Source organism: Klebsiella sp. M5al (genome assembly GCF_002090195.1).
Taxonomy (GTDB): domain Bacteria; phylum Pseudomonadota; class Gammaproteobacteria; order Enterobacterales; family Enterobacteriaceae; genus Klebsiella; species Klebsiella grimontii.
The window spans coordinates 3,441,637-3,463,819 of the sequence record NZ_CP020657.1; the positions used below are offsets into that span (position 1 = coordinate 3,441,637).

Annotated in this window: 20 protein-coding genes and 1 pseudogene; 15 read left to right on the forward strand and 6 right to left on the reverse strand. The window is 57.8% G+C overall.

Annotated elements, in window-relative coordinates:
• Positions 1–12: 12 nt before the first annotated feature.
• Positions 13–405 (reverse strand): YdeI family stress tolerance OB fold protein, encoded by a 393-nt coding sequence (locus tag BWI76_RS16620; RefSeq protein ID WP_004136740.1) that lies wholly within the window; start codon positions 403–405, stop codon positions 13–15.
• A gap of 373 nt (positions 406–778) precedes the next feature.
• Here BWI76_RS16620 and BWI76_RS16625 point away from each other — a divergent pair, with 373 nt between their 5' ends.
• The gene (locus BWI76_RS16625; RefSeq protein WP_004136738.1) at positions 779–1,663 is read left to right on the forward strand and encodes an SDR family oxidoreductase; all 885 of its coding nucleotides are present in this window, start codon (positions 779–781) and stop codon (positions 1,661–1,663) included.
• Positions 1,664–1,681: 18 nt separating this feature from the next.
• Here the strand turns inward: BWI76_RS16625 and BWI76_RS16630 are convergent, their stop codons facing one another.
• Complete coding sequence (locus BWI76_RS16630) at positions 1,682–2,488, reverse strand: MBL fold metallo-hydrolase (protein WP_004136735.1); 807 nt, start codon at positions 2,486–2,488, stop codon at positions 1,682–1,684.
• A gap of 88 nt (positions 2,489–2,576) precedes the next feature.
• A complete protein-coding gene (locus BWI76_RS16635; protein ID WP_004136733.1) occupies positions 2,577–3,212 on the reverse strand; it encodes a carbonic anhydrase in 636 nt (211 codons plus the stop codon).
• Between the two features lie 225 nt (positions 3,213–3,437).
• On the opposite strand from BWI76_RS16635, the gene BWI76_RS16640 reads away from it, so the two are divergent.
• Positions 3,438–4,067: a LysE family translocator gene (locus BWI76_RS16640; protein WP_024357954.1), complete on the forward strand. Its 630-nt coding sequence runs from the start codon at positions 3,438–3,440 to the stop codon at positions 4,065–4,067.
• Positions 4,068–4,076: 9 nt separating this feature from the next.
• Here BWI76_RS16640 and BWI76_RS16645 read toward each other — a convergent pair whose 3' ends face one another.
• Positions 4,077–4,847, reverse strand: a complete 771-nt coding sequence (locus BWI76_RS16645; RefSeq protein ID WP_004136729.1) for a DeoR/GlpR family DNA-binding transcription regulator — start codon at positions 4,845–4,847, stop codon at positions 4,077–4,079.
• A 93-nt stretch (positions 4,848–4,940) separates the two neighbouring features.
• Here BWI76_RS16645 and BWI76_RS16650 point away from each other — a divergent pair, with 93 nt between their 5' ends.
• The 11 genes and pseudogenes from BWI76_RS16650 (at position 4,941) to BWI76_RS16700 (ending at position 15,851) form a co-directional block, all read left to right on the forward strand.
• The gene (locus BWI76_RS16650) at positions 4,941–5,324 is read left to right on the forward strand and encodes a VOC family protein (RefSeq protein ID WP_004136727.1); all 384 of its coding nucleotides are present in this window, start codon (positions 4,941–4,943) and stop codon (positions 5,322–5,324) included.
• Positions 5,325–5,354: 30 nt separating this feature from the next.
• Positions 5,355–5,994 (forward strand): annotated as a pseudogene (locus BWI76_RS16655) (CatA-like O-acetyltransferase, family 1).
• 308 nt (positions 5,995–6,302) lie between these two features.
• Positions 6,303–7,526 (forward strand): SfnB family sulfur acquisition oxidoreductase, encoded by a 1,224-nt coding sequence (locus BWI76_RS16660; protein WP_004136723.1) that lies wholly within the window; start codon positions 6,303–6,305, stop codon positions 7,524–7,526.
• Position 7,527: 1 nt separating this feature from the next.
• Entirely contained in the window at positions 7,528–8,202 is a 675-nt protein-coding gene (locus tag BWI76_RS16665) for a methionine ABC transporter permease (RefSeq protein ID WP_004136721.1), read from the forward strand.
• A gap of 22 nt (positions 8,203–8,224) precedes the next feature.
• Positions 8,225–9,001 carry a MetQ/NlpA family ABC transporter substrate-binding protein gene (locus BWI76_RS16670; protein ID WP_004136719.1) on the forward strand — a complete coding sequence of 259 codons (777 nt, stop codon included), beginning with the start codon at positions 8,225–8,227 and terminating at the stop codon, positions 8,999–9,001.
• A gap of 62 nt (positions 9,002–9,063) precedes the next feature.
• Positions 9,064–10,110, forward strand: coding sequence for a methionine ABC transporter ATP-binding protein (locus BWI76_RS16675; protein WP_049088706.1), 1,047 nt, complete (start codon positions 9,064–9,066; stop codon positions 10,108–10,110).
• Between the two features lie 149 nt (positions 10,111–10,259).
• Positions 10,260–11,963 (forward strand): ABC transporter substrate-binding protein, encoded by a 1,704-nt coding sequence (locus tag BWI76_RS16680; protein WP_049088707.1) that lies wholly within the window; start codon positions 10,260–10,262, stop codon positions 11,961–11,963.
• 42 nt (positions 11,964–12,005) lie between these two features.
• Complete coding sequence (locus BWI76_RS16685) at positions 12,006–12,965, forward strand: ABC transporter permease (RefSeq protein ID WP_004136715.1); 960 nt, start codon at positions 12,006–12,008, stop codon at positions 12,963–12,965.
• Positions 12,965–13,912: an oligopeptide ABC transporter permease gene (gene opp4C, locus BWI76_RS16690; RefSeq protein ID WP_004136714.1), complete on the forward strand. Its 948-nt coding sequence runs from the start codon at positions 12,965–12,967 to the stop codon at positions 13,910–13,912. The genes BWI76_RS16685 and opp4C overlap by 1 nt, the downstream gene beginning before the upstream one ends.
• On the forward strand, positions 13,909–14,889 hold the full coding sequence (locus BWI76_RS16695; protein WP_004136713.1) for an ABC transporter ATP-binding protein: 981 nt from the start codon (positions 13,909–13,911) through the stop codon (positions 14,887–14,889). Before opp4C ends, BWI76_RS16695 begins: the two co-directional genes overlap by 4 nt.
• The gene (locus tag BWI76_RS16700; RefSeq protein ID WP_004136712.1) at positions 14,886–15,851 is read left to right on the forward strand and encodes an ABC transporter ATP-binding protein; all 966 of its coding nucleotides are present in this window, start codon (positions 14,886–14,888) and stop codon (positions 15,849–15,851) included. The genes BWI76_RS16695 and BWI76_RS16700 overlap by 4 nt, the downstream gene beginning before the upstream one ends.
• Before the next feature lie 74 nt (positions 15,852–15,925).
• On the opposite strand, the gene BWI76_RS16705 is transcribed toward BWI76_RS16700, so the two are convergent.
• Together BWI76_RS16705 and BWI76_RS16715 are read right to left on the reverse strand one after the other, a co-directional pair.
• The gene (locus BWI76_RS16705) at positions 15,926–18,331 is read right to left on the reverse strand and encodes a membrane-bound PQQ-dependent dehydrogenase, glucose/quinate/shikimate family (RefSeq protein ID WP_049088711.1); all 2,406 of its coding nucleotides are present in this window, start codon (positions 18,329–18,331) and stop codon (positions 15,926–15,928) included.
• Positions 18,332–19,123: 792 nt separating this feature from the next.
• On the reverse strand, positions 19,124–20,032 hold the full coding sequence (locus BWI76_RS16715; RefSeq protein ID WP_004136711.1) for a DUF535 family protein: 909 nt from the start codon (positions 20,030–20,032) through the stop codon (positions 19,124–19,126).
• A gap of 306 nt (positions 20,033–20,338) precedes the next feature.
• On the opposite strand from BWI76_RS16715, the gene BWI76_RS28165 reads away from it, so the two are divergent.
• Positions 20,339–20,479 (forward strand): hypothetical protein, encoded by a 141-nt coding sequence (locus tag BWI76_RS28165; RefSeq protein ID WP_004136710.1) that lies wholly within the window; start codon positions 20,339–20,341, stop codon positions 20,477–20,479.
• A gap of 278 nt (positions 20,480–20,757) precedes the next feature.
• A complete protein-coding gene (locus tag BWI76_RS16720; protein ID WP_004136709.1) occupies positions 20,758–22,095 on the forward strand; it encodes a serine dehydratase subunit alpha family protein in 1,338 nt (445 codons plus the stop codon).
• The last annotated feature ends 88 nt before the right edge of the window (positions 22,096–22,183 follow it).

Consider the following 22,183-nt stretch of genomic DNA (forward strand, 5'->3'; position numbering starts at 1 on the left):
CTGGCTACGCGATTATTTCTGGATCCGGTCCACCCGCACCACCGGCGGCGTCATTTTTTTATCGAGGCTGCCGTTGATGCTGATCATCTGATCGGGTTTCACTTCGCGGCCATCAAAAACCGCGGCGGGAATAATCAGCGCAATGGTGTCGGTTTTATCGCGAAAGCTGTAGCGATCGTCGCCGTGCTGCTCGATAAGATTGCCGCGTAATGAGATGGTTGCCCCGTCGTGCATATCCAGCGCCTGGCGCACGGTCATGATCCGGCCATCTTCAGTCCCGCGATAGCCGTCATCAATTTTATGCGGCGGCGGCGGTGCGGCATCTTTTTTAAATCCGCCTTCATCTGCGGCATACACGCCTTGCGCCATCAGCGAACAGAAAATAACAGCCAGTAATTTTTTCATCAGCACTACCTCCAGCGTATTGTTCTTTTGTCTTAATAAGTCTGGTTGCTGCTGTTCATTTTCACAAGCCGGACATGTTATGAATCATCCGAGAAATATTTTTGACGCCTTCTCAAAGCGCGTAAATATAAGCGAGGCGGAGCAATATATCTGCGCTAAATATACCGTCAGGCTTATCATAGAATAATCCTAAAATGGCCAACGCTGCCGTCGCTTCACATTTTAAAAAGTTTCCTGGCAATCAGTAAATTACCGTTCGGAGATGAATAAAAGCGCAACAATTATAAAAGCGAAGCCGTTCAAATATTCCCCGATATTCCACGGCAGGCTGACCAGGCAACTACGCTTACTCTTTTAACACGAGGAGGTCAGTATGAGCGATTACGCTAATAATACCGCGAAGTATCCCCGTCCCCCGTTTGTTGACCAGCCGCAATCGCCGCCGGGTCTTGCCGAAGAGATGAAGCCGCAGCCGGACCACGGCGAACTGAGCTATGTCGGTTCCGGTCGGCTCGCTGGTAAACGCGCCCTGATTACCGGCGGCGATTCAGGGATTGGCCGTGCGGTCGCGATCGCCTTCGCCCGAGAGGGCGCCGATGTGGCGATCAACTATCTGCCGGAAGAGGAATCCGATGCGCAAACCGTGATTGCCCTCATTGAGGCCGAAGGACGTCAGGCCGTCGCGATTCCGGGAGATGTGCGCGACGAGTCCTTCTGCGAAACCCTGGTCGAACAGGCCGCCAGCGAACTCGGCGGGCTGGATATTCTGGTCAATAACGCCGGACGCCAGCAATATTGCGAATCGCTGGAAGAATTAACCACCGCCGACTTTGACGCCACCTTCAAAACCAACGTTTATGCGGCCTTCTGGATCACTAAAGCCGCCCTGCGTCACCTTAAAGAACACAGCGCGATCATTAATACTTCATCAGTCCAGGCCTTTAAGCCAAGCCCCATCCTGCTGGACTATGCGCAAACCAAAGCGTGCCTGGTGGCGTTCACCAAGTCGCTGGCCAAACAGCTGGGGCCGAAGGGCATTCGGGTCAACGCCGTCGCCCCCGGCCCCTACTGGACAGTGCTGCAGTCAAGCGGCGGCCAGCCGGATGAGAAAGTTCGTCAGTTCGGCGCCGATACGCCGCTGGGCCGCCCCGGCCAACCGGTAGAGATTGCGCCGCTGTACGTAACCCTGGCTTCCGACGCCTGCTCCTTCACCTCCGGCCAGGTGTGGTGCTCCGACGGCGGTGACGGCGTGGTATAAGCCGCAGGCGGCGCGCCCTCAGCGGTGCGCCGTCGTATTCAGGCAGGCGAGATACTTCTGCGCTGAATCTAAAACGATCTGCCGGGCATTTTTCGTGACGTTCTGCTCCTCGAAGGCGCCGTACAGCGCCTCAAAGGGCGTATCGCCCAGACGCTCAACGATCTTCTCAACGCTGGCTGCCGCCAGCGGCAGCAAATTGGGATAGCTCCACATAAACGAAACGGCGTGCGCCCCCGGCGTCACCTGGATAATATCGCCCGCCAGCATGATGCCGTCATCTTTTGCCCAGTGCAGAACGGTCCCACCGGCGAAATGCCCGCCCAACCGCAGCAGCCGCACCGCAGGGAGGATCTCCAGCGCATCCCCTTCCCACAGCGTGATTGCCGGGCTATCGCGCATAATCCATTCGCGATCGCTGGCATGAAGGTAGATTCGCGCATCGAAGGCTTCCGCCCACGTCTGCATCGTGGTGTAGTAATGAGGATGAGAAATGGCGATCGCTTTTATCCCGCCCAGCGCGGCTATCAGCGTTTTTGTCGCCGCGTCCAGATTGGCGATGCAGTCCCACAGAATATTCCCCTGCGGGGTGAGCAGCAGAAACGCGCGCTGGTCGATGGCAAATTTCGGTACCGTCTTGATGCTCAACAGCTCGCCGCAATGCTGCTGCCACTTATTCACATGGGTGCGAACCAGAGTCTCTAATTCAATCCATGCCTGGCCGCTGGCCGGGACGTACTGACGTTCATCCTCACAGATACGGCACCGGCTCAGGGTGTTGTCGCCGTCGTCGTAAGAAGTGCCGCAGGTCGCGCACAGCTTGATCATGACTTCCCCTTAAAAAAAACAGACTACGCAGGAGTAATGAGTATGGCAGATAAGGCGGGAACGAGGGCTTCCGTGCCCTGCGGGAGGTTTATTCGAAATAGACGTCAGGGTTTTCCGACAGCGACACGAAGGTTTTGCTGTTTTTATCCAGCGCGCGAATATCGCCGCTTTCAATATCGTAGAACCAGCCGTGCAGACGCAGCGTGCTATCGCGCAGGCCGACGGCAACCGACGGGTGGGTTTTGATATTGTTCAACTGGGCGATGACGTTTTCCTGCACCATTGCGTTGACTTTATCGGTCTCGTTGGCCCAGGTTTTCTTCTCCACGACCGCTTTCGCCGCGTCGGAGTAGCGCAGCCAGTGGGAGACGGCAGGCATCGGGTCCAGGCACTGGCAGGTGGCGATGGCTTTCATCGCGCCGCAGTTGGAGTGGCCGCAAATGACGATATCGGTCACGCCCAGGGCAACGACGGCGTACTCGATAGTTGCGGAAACCCCGCCCGGCTCAGGACCGAAAGAGGGCACGATATTCCCGGCGTTACGGATCACAAACAGTTGCCCCGGCTCCTGCTGGGTCACCAGCTCCGGCACCAGGCGGCTATCTGAACAAGAGATAAACAGCGCTTTAGGATTCTGGCTGGAGGCCAGGCTGCGGAAGAGCTCTTTACGTTGCGGGAAGATCTCTTTCTGGAAGTTGAGGAAGCCCTCAATGATATGTTGCATAGCAGTGTCTCTTTTCTCTGTTTTAATGACGATATGACAAAGATCACATTTAGTCAGTTTATCACCGACGCGCGAAATGGGAATCGTTATTCGAACGGGCGATTAAACGTCCCCCCGTAAAGTTGGGTGACAGCGGGGTAAAGATTGTTTATTTTTTGAGAGCGAAATCCATCATGAGCCGGAGCCAGATACGACTTTAGCGCTCAACGTCAACCAGGAGCGTTTATGTTCTTATCCAGCCTGATGGCCCTTGCCGCCGTCCTCATTATGGGCGTGATTAGCCCCGGTCCGAGCTTTATTTACGTTGCCCGCAACGCCGTTGCGCGCTCAAGAACGCACGGTCTGGTCACCGCGCTGGGCACCGGCGCGGGCGCCGCCATCTTTTCGATTATGGCCATGCTGGGGTTACAAAAAGTTCTGACGGCGGTGCCGGAAATGTTTATTGGCCTGAAGGTCGCGGGCGGCCTCTATCTGCTATGGCTGGGGTATAAAATCTACCGCGGCGCGGCGCAGCCGATGGATTTTGCGGCAGGCGGCATGGCGGCGGAACATTCGCTGCTGAAGACCTTCCGCGATGGCCTGTATACCCAGCTCAGCAACCCAAAAACGGCGCTGGTGTTCGCCTCTATTTTTACCGCCCTGCTGCCGGAACGCATCCCGCTGGCCTTTTACTATATCGTGCCGCTGATGAGCTTTGTGATCGACGTCAGCTGGTATTCGCTGGTGGCCCTGGTGCTCTCTTCCGCCAGGCCGCGCGGCGTCTACCTGCGCATGAAGCGTAAGATCGATATCGTCACCGCCACGGTGCTGGGCGCCCTCGGCCTGCGCCTGATTGCCACGTCGCTGTCGAAGTAAGCCTCCGCGCTAAACGGTATAAATACGGATATCGTGTTCGCTGAACGCGTCGCGATATTCGCGACTGATGTTCTCCTCGACCACCAGCACGTCAATGGCGCTGCTTTCGACCACCACAAAGCGCGCCACCGCCGGGATCTTATCGGAGGTGAGGCCGACGATGATTTCGCTGCACTGCTTTATCACCGCTTTTTTAAATTCGCAATCGGCGTAGTCGAAGCCCGTCAGGCCGGACTCGGGCGCCATAGCGCAGCCGCCGATAAAGCCCTGATCGAACAGCATGCCCTGAATCTGCGCCACGGCAGAGGCGCCCACGCAGCCGCCGCTGGCCCGCTGGATCTGACCGCCAAGCATCACCACATCGTACAGCGGTTTCTTGAGCAGGACGGCAGCGATCTCGGGAGAATTGGTGACCACCGTTAGCGCCAGCTCCGCCGGCAGCGCTTCCGCCATCGCCAGGTTGGTGGTGCCGGTATCGATAAAAATGCAGCCGCCGGGTTTCACCAGCTTTGCGCACTTCTGCGCGATTCTGCTTTTTGTCGCCGTATTTTTCTCTTTGCGCTCGCTATAATCACCCGCCTCCGGCAGGGTCATCACCGCGCCGCCGTAAACCTTTTTACAGTACCCTTCCCGGCTAAGCTCATGTAAATCACGGCGAATAGTATGCTCGGAGACGTTAAGGCGGTCGGCAAGCTCGGCGCAAACCACTCTGCCGTTCTCCTGCAGGATCTGGCAAATAAGCGCTTGTCGTTGTTTGGGGAAAGCAGCATAATCGAGCACAAATAACTCCTGATTAAATCTTCATCGAGCAACAAAGTGCATGATCGTGCATTACAGCCCTGACTGTCAACTCACCCTATCAAGAGGTTTGCTATGAAAATTGCCCACATCGCCCTATGGACCCGCCAGCTTGAGCAACAGGCCCGTTTTTGGGTGTCGTTCTTCGACGGCGAGATCAATGAGAAGTACTGCAGCCAAACCAACCCCGGTTTTGAGTCCTTTTTTGTCAAGATTGGCGACAACATTGCTATTGAGCTGATGACCAAGCCGGGACTGGTCGCACTGACGGCGGATAATAACCATACCGGCTGGGTGCATCTGGCGATAAGCGTTGGCGGCGCGGAAAATGTCGACAGGCTGGCGAAACGCGCCGACGCCCAGGGAATACTGGTTTCCCCGCCGCGAACCACCGGTGACGGCTACTACGAAGCGGTGATCAAAGACCCCGATGGCAACCTGATTGAAATCGTCGCATAGTGAAGGAAAGTCAGCCAACAGGAGAGGCCCGTGGCCAACTATCGCATAATCGACAAACAACGCTGGCCGCGAAAAGATCATTTTGATTTTTATCGCGGTTTTGCCAACCCCAGCTTTAATCTCTGCGTTCCCGTCGAGGCGCAGCGGCTATACGAATGCGCGAAAGATCGCAGCGTCTCTTTTTTCCAGCTGGCGCTCTACGGGCTGGTGCGCGCGGCAAACGACGTGCCGCAGCTTAAGCAGCGGCTGCTGGACGACGAGATTATCGAATATGACCAATTGGCGGTGATGACGCCGGTAATGACCGCGCAGGAAGGTTTTCGCCAGGTCTGGTGCGATAACGCCGCCGATTTTGCCGCCTTTAGCGCTGCCGCTACGCCGAAGATTGACGCGGCGAAACGGACCGCGCCGGCGCCGCTTATCGTCAACGGCGAGAACTTCTTCTGCGCCAGCTGCCTGCCGTGGCTGCATTTCAGCGCCATGACTCACGCCGAGTACTACATTGGCGCGGCGGTGCCCGCCCTCACCTGGGGCAAGCTGAAAAAACGGCATTATCCCGGTTGCGGGCAGATTCAATCACGCCTTCGTCGACGGCCTGCACGCCAGTCGTTTTTTCGCCCGCGTCGAAGAGGGGTTTGCCGAACCGGATATCCTCTGGCATTCGCGCTAGACAAACCGGTTACACCAGCACGGCATCACTTCCTCTTTCATCCACATCCTGCCCCGGTCTTCCGGGGCGATATGCGCTCCCTCTGATTTCCACACTGTTGCAAATCCAACACCCTGGTGAATTCAGGTTGCAATTGCAGCAGTGCATAAGCCCAGAAAAAAATCCATCTCATTGATTATTAATCTTTTAAATCTCAAAAACGTTCTGGCATAGCCTTTGCTTTAGCTGTCATATAACCCACAGGAATTATTAAGTATTTAATTAGCTATTTTTAGCATATGCCGTTTGTTTAACCATGAGAAGTGACTATGTCCGACGATAAACCAATCATTCACTACACCCGAGAGCTTCCAAAGGCGCACGTTATTCGCAGCGATGACGAAGCTATCGCTATCGCCCATGAGATTGCCGCGGTGCTGCAGCCCGACGCTGCACAACGCGATCGCAGCGGCATCGTACCGGCGGAAATTATCGACACCTATTCCAACAGCGGCCTGTGGGGTATCACCGTCCCGCGACAATGGGGCGGTGCCGAGGTATCCGCCGCCACGCTGGCCCAGGTGATAGCGATTATTTCCGCCGCTGACCCGTCGCTGGGGCAAATTCCCCAGAACCATTACTGTCTTCTCGAGGATATCCGCCTCCAGGGAAGCGAAGAGCAGCAGGCATTTTTCTTCGATCAGGTGCTGCAAGGCTATCGCTTTGCCAATGCCCTTTCTGAAACCGGCGGCAAGACGGTACTCGATATCCGCACTCGCCTGGAGGCCAGCGAACGCGGTCTGCGCATTACCGGTCGAAAAGGCTACTGCACCGGTTCGCTCTACGCCCACTGGGTCGGCATTCTGGCGCTCGATGCAGAGAATAACGCGCAGCTGGCGTTTGTGCCGCGCGAATCGGCTGGGCTGACGGTCATCGACGACTGGGCCTGCCTCGGCCAGCGCACCACCGCCAGCGGAACGGTCCTGGCGGAGAATCTTGTCGTCGAGCCTTTCCACCTGTTCCCGACGTGGAAATCCTACGCGACGCCAACCCTTGCCGGGCCGTTTGCCCAGCTCACCACCGCCGCTATCGACCTGGGAATTGCCCGCGCGGCGCTTAACGACACGGTGAACTTTGTCAGCCAGTTCGCCCGCCCGTGGATCGATGCCGGCGTGGAGCGGGCCAGCGAAGACCCGCTGACTATCTACCATATTGGCCAGCTTGACAGCCGGCTGGCCGCCGCCGATGCGCTGCTGGATCGGGCCGGTAAAGTGCTCGATCGCTATAAATACGAACTGAGCGAGGATAACGTTGCTCAGGCGTCTATCGCCGTGGCGCGCGCCAAGGTCTTTACCACCGAAGCGGCGCTGGAAGCCGCCAGCCGCCTGTTTGAGCTTAGCGGCACCCGCTCAACCAGCATCGCCCTCAATCTCGATCGCCACTGGCGCAACGGCCGCGTCCACACCCTGCACGATCCGGTGCGCTGGAAATATCAGCTGCTGGGCAACTGGGTGCTGAACGGCATTCCTCCACAACGCCATGACTGGAACTGAGATGAACGGCGCGCTGGCTTTTTTCGCTGCTATCGACTGGGGCGACGTGGCGCAGGCCAGCCTCGATACCTTGACCATGCTGGGCTGGTCGCTGGGCTTTACCGTGCTGATTGGCCTACCGCTGGGAATTGTGCTCTATCTCAGCGGCCAGCCTCGCCTGCTCCATGCTCCGCGCCTCTATCGCCTGCTGTCGCTGGGGGTCAACGTTCTGCGCTCGCTGCCCTTCATCATTTTATTGATTGTGATGATCCCGGTGACGACGCTGATTACCGGCACCTCGCTGGGCGTTGAAGGCACCATTCCGCCGCTGGTTGTCGGCTGCGCGCCCTTCTTTGCCCGGCTGGTTGAGACCGCGCTGCGCGAGGTGGAGCACGGTCTGGTGGAGGCCAGCTGGTCGATGGGCGGCAACACCTGGCAGCTAATCTGGCACACCTTGCTGCCGGAGTCGCGCGCCGGGCTTATTGCCGCCGTGACCGTGACGGCGATTTTACTGGTCGATTATACCTCCATGGCGGGGGTCATCGGCGGCGGCGGGCTGGGTGACCTGGCCATCCGCTTTGGCTATCAGCGCTTCCAGACGGACGTGATGGTAATAACCGTTCTGCTGCTGATTGCTCTGGTGCAGATAGTACAGATGAGCGGCGATCGTCTGGTGAAGGCGATGAGCCGCAAATAACAATAGCTTCAGGAATAAGACAATGAAAAAAACAACACTCGCAGCCGGGCTCCTGGCCCTCTTCGCTTTATCCGCCAGCGCCAACGAGACGCTGACCGTGGGCGCAACGCCGGTCCCCCATGCCGAAATTCTGGAGTTCGTTAAGCCCGAGCTGGCGAAACAGGGGGTCGATTTGAAAATTAAAGTCTTCAACGACTTTATCCAGCCCAACCAGCAGCTGGCGGAGAAAAATCTGGACGCCAACTACTACCAGTACCGCCCTTTCCTCGATAACTACAACCAGACCCGCCACACCCATCTGCTGCCGGTGGTCGGCGTGCATATTGAACCGTTTGGCGCTTATTCGAGCAAATATAAAACTATCAAAGAGGTACCGGATGGCGCCACCGTTGCCATCCCGAACGATCCGGTGAATACCGGGCGCGCGCTGGTGATGCTCAGCAATGCCGGGTTGATTACCCTGAAAAATCCGCGCGATCCGCAGTCGGCGACCAAAGATATCACCGCCAATCCGCACCGTTTTAAAATTCGCGAGCTGGAAGGCGCGATGCTGGCGCGGGCGGTGAATCAGGTCGATCTGGCATTTATCTTCGCCAACTATGCGCTGGAGGCTGGAATTGATACCGATAAGGCGCTGCTGGTGGAAAAAGGTAGCGATCTGTACGTCGAGTATCTGGTGGCGCGTCCCGACAACATCAACGATCCCGGCATTCAGAAGCTGGCGAAAGCCCTGAACTCAGACCGCGTGCGCAGCTTCATTCTCACCCGCTATAAAGGCAAAATCCTGCCCGGTTTTTAATCGCCGGATGTTCATCGGCAGCCTGCGGGCTGCCGCTTAATTTCGTTAACAGAGCCGCCATCGTGACGCAAAAACCCAACCCCACAACGCATATTCAGTTGAGCCAGATAAGTAAAGCCTACCCCAACGGCGTGCAGGCGCTGCGGGATATTAATCTGCAGATAGCTCAGGGAGAAATCTTCGGCATTATTGGCCGCAGCGGCGCCGGAAAATCAACCCTGCTGCGCCTGTTCAACCGTCTGGAAAACGCCGACAGCGGTGAGATTACCATTCACGGCGAACATACGCGGCACTACTCCCGCAGCCAGCTGCGCGACCTGCGCCGGCGGGTCGCGATGATCTTTCAGCACTTTAATTTAATGGCGACCAAAACGGTGGCGCAGAACGTTGAGCTGCCGCTGAAAATGGCCGGCGTACCGCGCGCGGAAAGGCAGAAACGGGTTGATGAGATCCTGGCGCTGGTCGGCCTCAGCGCCCTGCGCGACAGCTGGCCGGCCAAGCTTTCCGGCGGCCAGAAGCAACGTACCGGTATCGCCCGCGCGCTGGTCACGCAGCCGGAGATCCTGCTGTGCGACGAAGCCACATCGGCCCTCGACCCGGAAAATACCCATGCGGTGCTGAAACTGCTTAAAGAGATCAACCAGCGCCTTGGTTTGACCATCGTGCTGATCACCCATGAGATGGACGTTATTCGCACCCTCTGCGACCGGGTCGCGGTGCTTGAGCACGGAGAAATTATCGAACAGGGCGAAGTGTGGCGAGTATTTGGTCATCCCGGACATGCTGTCACGCGAAGCCTGCTCGGCACGCTCCATCATGACCGCGCGGAAGAACGACTCTCGCTGAGCGAAAACCAGCAGTTGGTCACGCTGCATTTTGACGGCAGCAGCGGGCAGGAACCGGATTTACAGCGCATCGCCGCGCTGCTGGGCGCCGATGCCCGCCTGTTATACGGCAGCTGCGAGCAGATTCAGGGACGGGTGATTGGGCAGCTGCGGATACGCCTGGCGAAGCCGCTGGCAAATCCTCATTTACAGCAGCATGCCGGCTGGGTGGCGGACCGCTTAACCCTTTCCGGCGATACGGCAGCAGAGAATGCTGGCGCTTAGCACAAAAATGGCAGATTAATGCCAAATTATGGCTAATGCTAAATTGCTATAAGCCATAGCCTTTCGTTGTTAGACAGGGCGCGGTGCGCCTCTTATCTTTCGTCATGATTTGTAAATACTCTACGCAATCAATTGATGAGGGAGCACTTTTGTCCAGACTACTGCACGGGTTAAAAACCAAACAAACGCGGTTCGCGCTTGCTCTGAAGATAGCGTTGCTCGGCGGCGCGGTGGCATTTTCTTCTGTCGCCATCGCCGACGACATTTTAAAAGAAGGGATCACCCCGGCCAGCGATGCCAGCCAGATCCCCGCGGCCGCGAAGCTGCGCAAAGATACCGTCGTGGCCGGCATCTCCGAGCCGCAGGGTATTTTTAACCCCTACTTCTTCGTCAACGGCTGGGATGAGAACGTCACCAACGTCATTTTCTCGCGCCTGATCGACTGGGACAGCCACGGCAAGCTGGTGCCGGGCCTCGCCGAAAGCTGGACGGTCAGTCCGGATAACAAGGTCTACACCATCAAGCTGCGTCCCAATCTGACCTTTAGCGACGGTTCGCCGCTGACCGCCGAGGATGTCGCCTTTACCCTCACCGTGCTGCTGGACCCGAAATACGATGGCGATACCGATATTACGCTCGCCAATATCGCCGGCGGCGCGGACTACAAGGCGGGCAAAGCCGATAGCGTCAGCGGCCTGAAAGTGGTTGACCCCTTAACGCTCCAGGTAACCACCACCCAACCGGGCGCGACGACGCTGGCAAAAATTGGCGGCCCGGTCCTCTCCAAAGCCTATTACGGCAAAGGCTACCAGCGCGGCAATCTCGATTATCTGCGCACCCTGCACGGCAAACCGCTGGGCAACGGTCCTTACGTTTACGACAAATACATCCCCGGCCAAGAGATTCGTTTCCACGCTAACAGCCATTTTTATCGCAGAACCCCGCCGACTCCGCGCTTTATCTATCGCGTGACCAACCCGTCGACCAATTTCCAGCTCTTCCAGACGGGCGAAACCGACTACGACGCCTTTACCTCGCGTCCTGACGATATCGAACAGCTAAAAATGCTCGGCTTTGCCAATATCAACCTCTACGGCTCCAGCGACTACAGCCAGGTGGAATTTAACGTCCGCCGCCCGGCCTTACAGGACGTCAAGGTACGCCAGGCGCTGATTTACGGCCTTGACCGCCAGAAGCTGATCGATGTGGTCTACCAGGGCTACGGTAAAGTGGCGATTGAGCCTATCGCGCCGATCTCCTGGGCTTACAACGCCGACGGGGTTAACCCGTATCACTACGACCCGGCGCAGGCGAAAAAGCTGCTTGACGAAGCCGGCTGGAAACCGGGCGCGGACGGTATCCGCGTTAAAGAGGGCAAACGCCTCGAGTTAACCCTGCTGGTCAGCAAAAAAGTGCTCAACGATGCGCTAATCCCCATCGCCAAAGAGAACTGGCAGCAGATTGGCGTGCTGTTAAAACCGCAGGTGGTCGATTTCAACGCCCTGATGGCGCAGCGTAAATCGGGTAATTACGACCTGGCGTCGTTCAGCACCAGCACCCTTAACGACCCGCACGATGGCGTCTGGGATTTTTACAGCGCGGAAGCGAAAGAGTCCGGCTATAACAATCCGCAGGTTGATAAGCTGATAACCGAAGGCAACTCGGTGCTCGATGTGGAAAAACGTAAGCCTATCTACCACCAGCTGTATCAGGTGCTGGCGCAGGACCCGCCGGTGATCCTTCTCGGCTACCGCGAAATTCTCTCGGCGAGCAGCGCCCGGGTTAGCGGCTTCAAACCGGATATCTACAACGGCCTGACCGGCAGCCTGCCGGATGTCAAAATCGTTAAGTAATCCTGAGCCGCCGGGCCTCCCGGCGGCTGACGTGAGAATGTCATGAGAAATTTCATCCTGAGACGGCTGCTGCAAACGCTGCCGATGCTGCTGCTGGCCTCCTTTATCATTTTTATGCTGTTTGCCAAAACGCCGGGCGATTTTATCGATGGCAATATCACCCTTACCGCCGCTCGCGCCGCCGAACTGAAAGCCATTTACGGCCTGGATCAGCCGCTGCTCACCCGCTATCTCCATTGGCTCGGCCAACTGCTGCGCGGCGATCTGGGGTTCTCGCTGCAGTACCAGATCCCGGTCAGTCAGTTGCTCAACCAGTACATCTGGAACTCCTTCCTGCTGGCCAGCGTGGCGCTAGTGTTCTACTGGGGAATTGGCCTGACGGTGGGCGTGATCTCGGCGCTGAAGCCCAATTCTGCGTTCGATCATCTGGTGAGCGTCGCGGTTTTCGCCGCCATGTCGTTCCCGACCTTTTTCCTCTGCCTGCTGCTGATCAAATGGTTCGCCGTCGATCTGCACTGGCTGCCGGTGGGCGGCATGACCAATACCGGCAGCGACGACAGCGGCTGGGAGTATGTGCTGCAGGTCGCCGCCCATCTTGCGCTGCCGGTACTGGCGCTGGTGATGCTTCAGGCGGGCAGCCTGACCCGCTATTTTCGCGCCAGCATGCTCGAGGTGGTGAAAATGGATTTTATCCGCACCGCCCGCGCCAAAGGGCTGCGTGAACGCACGGTTATCCTCAAGCACGCCCTGCGTAACGCCCTGCTGCCGATCATCACCCTGCTCGGCTTCGAGCTTCCGGGACTGTTCTCCGGGGCGATCATCACCGAAAAAGTGTTTAACTGGCCGGGAGCCGGGCATATTCACATCGATTCGCTGGCCGCCCGCGACTACCCGGTATTAATGGGCTTCACCCTGTTTCTGGCGGTGCTCACCATTCTTGGCAACCTGATTGCCGATGTGCTCTACGCGTGGGCCGACCCGCGCATTCGCGTGAGGTCATGATGCTTAGCTCTCTGTTCTCTTCCAACCGACGCCTGCGCAAGGCGGAAATCCCGGCGCTGGCCCAGGTGACCCCATCCCCCTGGCGTCAGGCCTGGCGGGCGCTGCGCCGCAACCGGCTGGCGATGCTGTGCCTGCTGCTGCTGACGGTTATGGCCCTCTGGTGCGTCCTGGGACCACTGTGGTCGCCGTGGCAAGACGACGCCACCGACGCCCTGATGAACAACAAGCCGCCCGGCGCGGCGCACTGGCTGGGCACCGACTTTCTCGGTCGCGATATCTATACCCGCCTGCTGCTGGCCGGGCGCATTTCACTGATTATTGGCCTGCTGACCATGCTGCTGTCGGTGGCCCTTGGCTATCTGCTCGGCGCGCTGTCGGGCTACGCCGGCGGCCTGACCGATAAACTCATCATGCGTTTTGCCGACCTGGTGATGACCATCCCCGGCCTGCCGCTGCTGATTGTCGCGGGCGCGATGCTCTCCGAACTCGATTTCTCGCCGGACTCACGCATCTATATGGTGGTGATTATGCTGAGCCTGCTGGAGTGGCCGAAGCTGGCGCGGCTGGTGCGCGGACAGTGCCTCTCCCTGCGCGAGCGCGACTTTATGCTGGCGACCCAGATACTGGGGCTGTCGGCGCGACGCCGCCTGTTTGGTCATCTGCTGCCGAATACGGTACCGATTCTGGTGGTGATGGCGACCATGGCGGTGGCTAACGCCATCCTCAGCGAGTCGGCGCTTAGCTACCTCGGGCTTGGCGTTGTGCCGCCGACGCCATCGTGGGGCAATATGATGGACGCCGCCAACAGCCTGATCGACTTTCAGCGCCGTCCCTGGCTGTGGATGCCGCCAGGGATCGCCATTTTTATCACCGTTATTGCCATCAACGTGCTGGGCGACGGCCTGCGCGACGCGATGGATCCCAAAATGAAACAGAGGCTGAAATGAGTCGCGCATTAATTACCTTTAATCAGCTTTCGGTCTCGTTTGCCGCCGACAAAAGCCGGGTACGCGCGGTGCAGGAGGTGTCGTTCACTATCCGCGCCGGGCAGACCGTTGGCGTGGTTGGCGAATCCGGCTGCGGTAAAAGCGTCACCGCCCTGTCGTTAATGGGCCTGCTGCCGCCGCAGGCGGCGCGCATTGACGGCGGGGAGATCCTTTTCGCGGGTCAGGATCTGCTGCGGCTGAAAAACGCCCATATGGCCGATCTCCGCGGCAATCAGCTGGCGATGATTTTTCAGGAACCGATGAGCGCCCTTAATCCGGTACTCACCGTCGGCGAGCAGCTGTGCGAGCCGCTTATTCGCCACCGCGGCGAGTCGCCGAAGCTCGCATGGCAGCACGCTATCCAGCTTCTGGCTGATGTCGGACTGGCGCGCGCGGATAGCCTGATGGCCAGCTATCCGCATCAGCTCTCCGGCGGCATGCTGCAGCGGGTGATGATCGCCATGGCGCTGAGCTGCCAGCCGAAGCTGCTGATTGCCGATGAGCCGACGACCGCGCTGGACGTCACCGTGCAGGCGCAGATCCTGCGACTGCTGCGCGACCAGGCGCGGGCCAACCGGATGGCGATGATGCTGATTACTCACGATCTCGGGGTTATCGCGCAGATGGCCGAACACGTGGTGGTGATGTACGCCGGGCGGATCGTCGAGCAGGGCGCGACTGCCGACATTCTGCGCAACCCCCAGCATCCCTATACCCAGGGGCTGATTGCCTCGCGCCCTGTGCCGGGGGAGCGGCGGCGACGCCTCTACTCAATCCCCGGTCAGGTACCGGATCTCGCCGCCCTGCCCGTCGGGTGCGCCTTCGCCGAACGCTGCGCCAACGCGACCGTACGCTGCCGCCAGGGCGTTCCGCCGCTGGTGGGTCAAACCCAACAGGCGGCCTGCTTTTACAGTGAACTCGCGGAGTCCGTGGTATGAGTCATGAATACATAATGGAAGTGGATGGGCTGAAAAAGCACTTCCCGCTGCGCGATGGGCTATTCGGTCAACAGACCGGCGAACTGCGGGCGGTGGATGGCGTGAGCTTTAAGATTCGCCGGGGAACGATTTTTGGCCTGGTGGGCGAATCCGGCAGCGGGAAAACGACCGTTGGCCGTACGCTGCTGGGGCTGTATGAGAAGACCGCCGGTAGCGTCAAGTTTCGCGGTCAGGAGCTTTCGGAACTGTCACCGCGGGTAATGCGCGTGCTGCGCCCGAAAATCCAGCTGGTGTTTCAGGATCCCTACAGTTCGTTAAACCCGCGCATACGCATCGGTGACGCCATCGGTGAAGCGATGCTGGAGCACAAGCTGTGTCGCCGGGAGGAGCTGTATGACAAAACCATTGACGTCATGCGCATCTGCGGTCTTGCGCCGCAGCACTACCACCGCTTTCCGCACGAGTTTTCCGGCGGCCAGCGCCAGCGCATCGGCATTGCCCGGGCGCTGATCTTAAACCCGGATTTTATTATTGCCGATGAGCCCATTTCGGCCCTCGATGTATCGATTCAGGCGCAGATTATTAATCTGTTTTCCGATCTGCGCGACGACCACGGGGTGACGTTTTTGTTTATCTCCCACGACCTCGGCGTGGTAGAGCATCTGTGCGATGACGTGGCGGTGATGTACCTCGGCCAGCTGGTGGAGACCGCCGGTCGCGATGCGCTATTCAGCCGACCTTTGCATCCGTATACGCAGGCGCTGCTGGCAGCGGTCCCGACCCTCGACCCGGACAGCGAGCCGCTGGCGGTGGTGCAAGGTGAAATACCCGATCCGTCGAGGCCGCCCGCCGGCTGCCGCTTTTCCTCCCGCTGTCCGCAGGCCAGCGACCGCTGCCGGCGCGAGATCCCGCTATTAAGGGAGGTCGCCGACGGCCACCGCGTCGCCTGCCATGCGGTTTAGCGTCGGCCAGGCTTCAGACCATAAAAAAGCCGCCCACAAGGGGCGGCTGCTTCGTAAGTGCAAATCGGGGTTAATTACTCCTCCAGCGCGAAGGCGATAATATCATCGCCCACGTCCGGCGAGTGGCTGGCGCCCCCGGCGGAGATCACCACGTACTCTTTACCGGTTTTCGGTGATTTATAGATCAGCGGCGCCGCCACGGCGCCTACCGGTAGACGGGCGCGCCACAGCTCTTTACCTGTGGCGGAATCCAGCGCGCGCAGGTAGTTATCCTGGGTTCCGGCGAAGAACACCAGGCCGGATGCGGTTGACGTCGGGCCGCCCAGCGTCGGCATCCCCAGCGGGATATGCATATGCGTTTTCAGCCCCAGCGGCCCGGTATCCTCCACCGATCCCATCGGTACCTGCCACATCAGCTGACGGGTATTGAGATCGATGGCGCTCATGGTGCCAAACGGCGGGGTATTACAGGGGACGCCCAGCGCCGACTGCAAAATATCGATCCGCACGCCGCCGTATGGCCCGGCGATTTGCGGACGCACGGTCCCCATAAAGCCCGGCACCTCGTCGGTGGAGACTTTATATTTCGCCATGTCCTCTTTACGCACCAGCGACATTCTCAGCGGCATACGCATATCGTTGACGAACAGCGTTCCTGTACGCTCATCGATAGTGATGCCGCCCCAGTTCATGCCGCCCAGCAGGCTCGGCCATTCGATATACGGCTTCTCTGACGGCGGCGTGTACATCCCCAGATACGTCGATTCTTTGAAATCGATACGGCACATCAGCTGATCGAACGGCGTCACGCCCCACATGGATTTCTCGGTGAGCGGCTCGACGCCCAGCTGCGGCATACCGGTGGAGAACGGCTGGGTGGCGGAGAGGTGTTCGCCTTCCGCGCCGTCGTGGGCGACGGGCCGTTCTTCTACCCGGGTCACCGGCTTACCGGTGCGCCGGTCAAGCACGTAGATTTGCCCGGTTTTGGTAGTCTGGATCAGGACCGGAACCTCTTCGCCCCGCTCATTTTTCATATGGAACAGCACCGGCTGCGACGGCAGGTCGTAATCCCAGATATCATGATGCACGGTCTGGAAGACCCACTTCGTCTCGCCGGTGCTGGCGTCCACCGCCACCACGGAAGAACCGTATTTCTCTTTGGCCGCGTTGCGATCGCCGCCCCAGTAGTCCGGCGGACCGTTACCGGTCGGCAGATAAATCAGGTTCAGCTCTTTATCAAAGCCCGGCACCGTCCAGACGTTCGGCGTTTCAAGGGTGTAGACGCGGCCTTTTACCGGGTCGGTAACGTTTTCTGGCTGGCCGACGTCCCACGCCCACACCACGTTTCCGTTTCGTACGTCAAACGCCCGTACCACGCCGGAAGGTTCGCCGTGCACGATATCGCGCACCCAGCCGCCGAGAACCGCAATATGCCCCATAATCACCGGCGTCGAGGTCGGGTGGTATCGCTTGCTGTTTTCGGTATTGTCCATCCCCTGCTTCAGATCGACGCTACCGTGATCGCCGAAGTCGTCGCACGGTTCGCCGGTTTTGGCGTTCAGGGCGATCAACCGGGCGTCGACGGTCGACACCAGAATACGCTGCGGGCACTGCAGCAGCGCCGGGCTGGCCTTCTCTTCCGCGCTCAGCGAATCATCGCTTTGTACATCGTAATAGCCAACGCCGCGGCAGGTGACGTGTTCGGCGGTACCTGCGTGCGGGTCAAAACGCCAGCGCGCTTTACCGGTATCCGCATCCAGCGCGGTGACAACGTTCAGCGGCGTACAGGAGTAGAGCGTGTCGCCAATTTGTAGCGGGGTATTTTCATCGACGCCAATGCCGGCGCCGGTAAGACGGCGGCCGGTGTGGTACGTCCAGGCGACTTTCAGATTTTTGACGTTTTGCGGGGTAATCTCATCGTACGGCGCAAAACGGGTGCCGGAGGCATCGCGACCGAAAAACGCCCAGTTATCGCTTTTCGACGCGAGGGTCGGCGTTGCGTCGCCGCTCGCGTTGACTACGCCGTTATGAATGGCGCCGTGCGGGTAAAACGCCGATACCAGGGTCGCCAGCAGCACGAGGAAAATCGCCGAGGCGCTCCAGTTGGCGTAGCGCCGCCGCGCAGGCCGCATCGGCAGCGTCGCCGCCAGCCACAGGGCCAGCATCAGCATCAGCGCGGGAACCACCAGCCGCGGGATCAGGCCCCAGTAGCTGAACTGCACTTCATACAGCGCCCAGCAAAGGGTCAACAGGAAAGTCAGAATGGCAAAAGGCAGGACATAGCGGCTGCGGATGAGATAACCGACGGCGATGAGCAGATAAGCGAGACCGGCTAACAGGTACCAGGCGCTGCCGCCGAGAGAGAGGAGTTTGCCCCCCCAGAGAGTGAAAAAGAGTCCAATGCCAAAGCTGAGTAATACAAAAAGTAATCGGTAAACGGTGAAGAAAACCCCTCTCCCGCTACCTTGTCGTTCGTCCATAGTTCATTCCATACGACTTCAGTCGAAAAAACCATAACATCTAATATAAATAGCGCCTTATCGAATAGATAAGAGCACAGACCGCATATCATGTTGGTTGGACGCTCCCGGACAGAGCGAAGAACGTAAGGAATTATATTCATTTGTAAAAATAATGTAAAACTATCACGCATGAAATGTTTAAATTTTTTTAATTTATAAAAGTAAATTGCGCGGATACCAGGCTATAACGACTGCCGCAGGGCCGCGTGGCGCCCGACGTTCAGCCTCCCTGGCGCCGGAGATATCAGCCGTGCCTGCGATGGCGAGCGAGTAAAACCCAGCTAACCCAGCCTCCATCGCAAAACGATCTCTCGCTGAATACCGAAACCCTGAACGATGGCGCTGGTGAAAACCCGCCTCCGGAAACGGGGACTGTTGAATCAGCGCAACAGCAACGGCTCGCGGTGCCGTACGGCGCAACGGTTATTTAAAACGCCGAATGGCGATTCGCTGACTGGATGCATCAATATTCAGAGGCAGCATGTCTTTAAATCGCAACAACGACGGACGCGTCAGTAATGCTGAAACGGATCCTTTCATTTTTGGCAAGAATAGCCAGCTGCGTTTTTATCGTCATATTATCTGCGCCCCCAGGAGATCTCTACAATTGGCCTTATCTCTCTTAACTATGCCCATTGCTTTAAGGTTTCTCAGCTTTCCTGTTATGAAATTATTGTCCATCAGCGCAGGTTTACCCCGATATTGCCGGTGGGCAGCCCCCGCCCGCCGGCAAATACGCAGCGAGGGTAATTAGCCGTTACGCTTGACGCAAATATCGCGTAGCGCGGCGGCAAGATCCAGCTGTGCCAGCTCTTTCAAGCCTTCTCGCTTGATAAACTGGCTGCGGTGCTTGCTTTTAACCTCTTCCAGGCTTTTCTTTATCTCGCTCGGCGGTAATTTATACCAGCCGCGACGATGCTTCTCGCCGCCAATTTCCAGCCAAAGCTCAGAATAACTGGTTTTTACTCTCTCACTTTTAACATGATAATGGCTGTCAATCGCATAGATCTCCTTGATATTGAAATGCGACAAAAAGCCGTACAGCAGCGTGATAATTAAGTTTTTAGGGCGGATGCCGTAAAGCTCTTTGGTCAGCGCCTTCACTTCTTCATTATCAATGTCTTTCCCCCCCTGGATCCCGCCAATCCACGCCTGACCATCTGCGGTACAGGAAAAACAGATACTGTAGACGCGCCTATCGCCGAGGAACATTAACAGCATCAGCTCCCCCTCCTCCTGAAAAGGCGATGCCAGAAGCTTCACATCAATACAGGTACCGTTTTTCAGCGGAATAGCGATTAATGAACGACCGAACGCCGCCATATCGTACAGCTGCGGCAACGCCTCGGGACGGAAGGTTTTCTCTATAAAATTCAATGCGCCATGAGCAATATTGAGTTTCGCTCTTTTTGACATTTTTTTATTTAAATAGGCTTTGAAGGGTTTATCTTCAAAGTTAACCAGCCCCTCGGTTGCGCCGGTTAATTTCGCGCAAGCGTAGTTTTCACATAATGTCTGATATTCCTTATATTTCCCTCCGATTAGCGATATCTCGCGGCATTTACGCAATGCCTTTTTATAGTTGAGTTTAACGTGACAAATAAATTTATTATTTTTCCGCCATTCTTTGATAGCGGCTACTGCGGTTGTCGAAGCCATTGACCATAATCCATAGATACATCCATAAGCCCGCCAATATTAGCATAGTTTATACAAGTCAATGTTTAACTTACCGGTCGTTGTCGATTCGTTTAATAAATAATTTGCTCAGCGCTAAAATAAGCGCCGCCAGATTCTGAAATAGTCTTTCAACTATTATTATTGGTAGGTTGCCGGCTATTTCCTGCTTTAACAGAACCTACCCGCACTTACCGCTCTGTGCTGCCGGCGCGCGCGCCGGGTGCATCCCCCAGCCGTTTTGCCTATACTTGCTCACGGTCAAAACTGAACTTAAGTGGGTAACGCATGGAAATTGATCTCGATAACCTGGTCTTTTGCGGACTGGAAGAAGCGCAAGAGCGCAACGCTGAACGTCTTGAAGATGCCGATAAAAAAGCGCAGGCCATTGTTGCCGATGATGACTGCGGCGACGCCTGTAAGATCTAACCGCTAAACCGGCAATCCTGCCGGTTTTTTTGCCCGCCTCGCCGCCCCCCGTCGGCCTTAAAAGCGTCTTCAGCGCGTCTTTCAAAGAAAATTTTTCTCCGGATACGCCATTTTACAAATTTAACCTGCAACTTTTTTCTCTGCCGGGTGCGGTAATATTCTGACTATCGTCCCTGTCGGCCATACTGCCCTCCCTCGGCCCACAGGCGTAAATCCACGTCGGGAAAGGACGCCTTCGCTCGACGGACATTTTTCTGTACCGACCCAGAGGCTCAGTCATGTCATACCGGGAAAATCATGCTCAATGGAACGCCTTTATTCACGCCCTGAAACAGGAAGTCAAACCCGCGCTGGGCTGTACCGAACCGGTCTCCGTCGCCCTCGCCTGCGCCGTGGCCGCGCGGCAGCTCTCCGGCGCGGTGGTGCGTATTGAAGCGGCGGTTTCGCCGAATTTAATGAAAAACGGCATGGGCGTGACTATCCCGGGGACGGGAATGACCGGCCTGCCTATCGCCGCGGCCCTCGGCGCCATCGCCGGCGATCCGCAGGCGAAGCTCGAGGTGCTGAAGAGAGCCACCCGGCGGGAAATGGAAGCCGCCAGGGCGCTGCTTGAGGCCGGCGCCGTGCGCGTGGTACTGCAGGAGCCCTGCGATGAGATTCTGTACGTTCGCGCTAAGGTCTACGCGGGGGATGAGCACGCGACGGTGACCATCATCGGCGACCACACCAACGTCGTGGCCATTGAAAAAATGGGCCACTCCCTGTTTATCAAGCACGAAAGCGCGGCCAGCGATCGTGGCGTCGACCCGCTGACGCTGGTTGCCCGCAGCTCACTGCGCGATATCTATGATTTCGTTTGCGAGGTTCCGCCGCACGAGATCGCGTTTATTCTCGAGGCGGGCGCGATGAACGACGCCCTGTCAAAGAAGGGCCTGGTTAAGGAGTGGGGTTTGCATATCGGCCCGACTCTGAAGCGCCAGGTCGACAACGGGCTGGTTTCCGACGATATGTTTACCGAGATCCTCTACCGCACCAGCGCCGCGTCGGATGCCCGGATGGGCGGCGCATCGCTACCGGCGATGACTAACTCCGGTTCCGGCAACCAGGGCATTACGGCGACCATGCCGGTGGTGGTGGCCGCCGAACGTCTTAACGCCAGCCGGCAGCAGCTGGCCCGCGCGCTGGCGCTCTCGCACCTGGTCGCCATCTATATCCATTGTAAACTCCCGCGCCTGTCGGCCCTGTGCGCCACCACCACCGCCGGGATGGGCGCGGCGGCGGGGATTATCTGGTTAATGAACGGCAGCTTTGACACCATCGCCATGGCGATCAACAACATGATCGGCGACGTCAGCGGCATCATTTGCGATGGCGCTTCCGGCAGCTGCGCCATGAAGGTCTCCACCAGCATCTCTTCCGCCTGGAAAGCGATTCTGCTGGCGCTGGATAACTCCGTCGTTTCCGGCAACGACGGCATCGTCGATCGCGATGTGGAAAACTCGATTGCTAATCTTTGCGCCATTGCCGGGCGGGCCATGCAGCACACCGACCGGCAAATCATCGAAATTATGGCGCACAAGCGTTATCAGGCGGTAAGCGCCGGGAACGAAGCATAACGCGGGGTGAAATATTCTACACTGGCGTTATTTACCGCGGCGCATTTTTTGGAGCAATAACTTTAGGCGCAACCCGTTCTTAACCCTA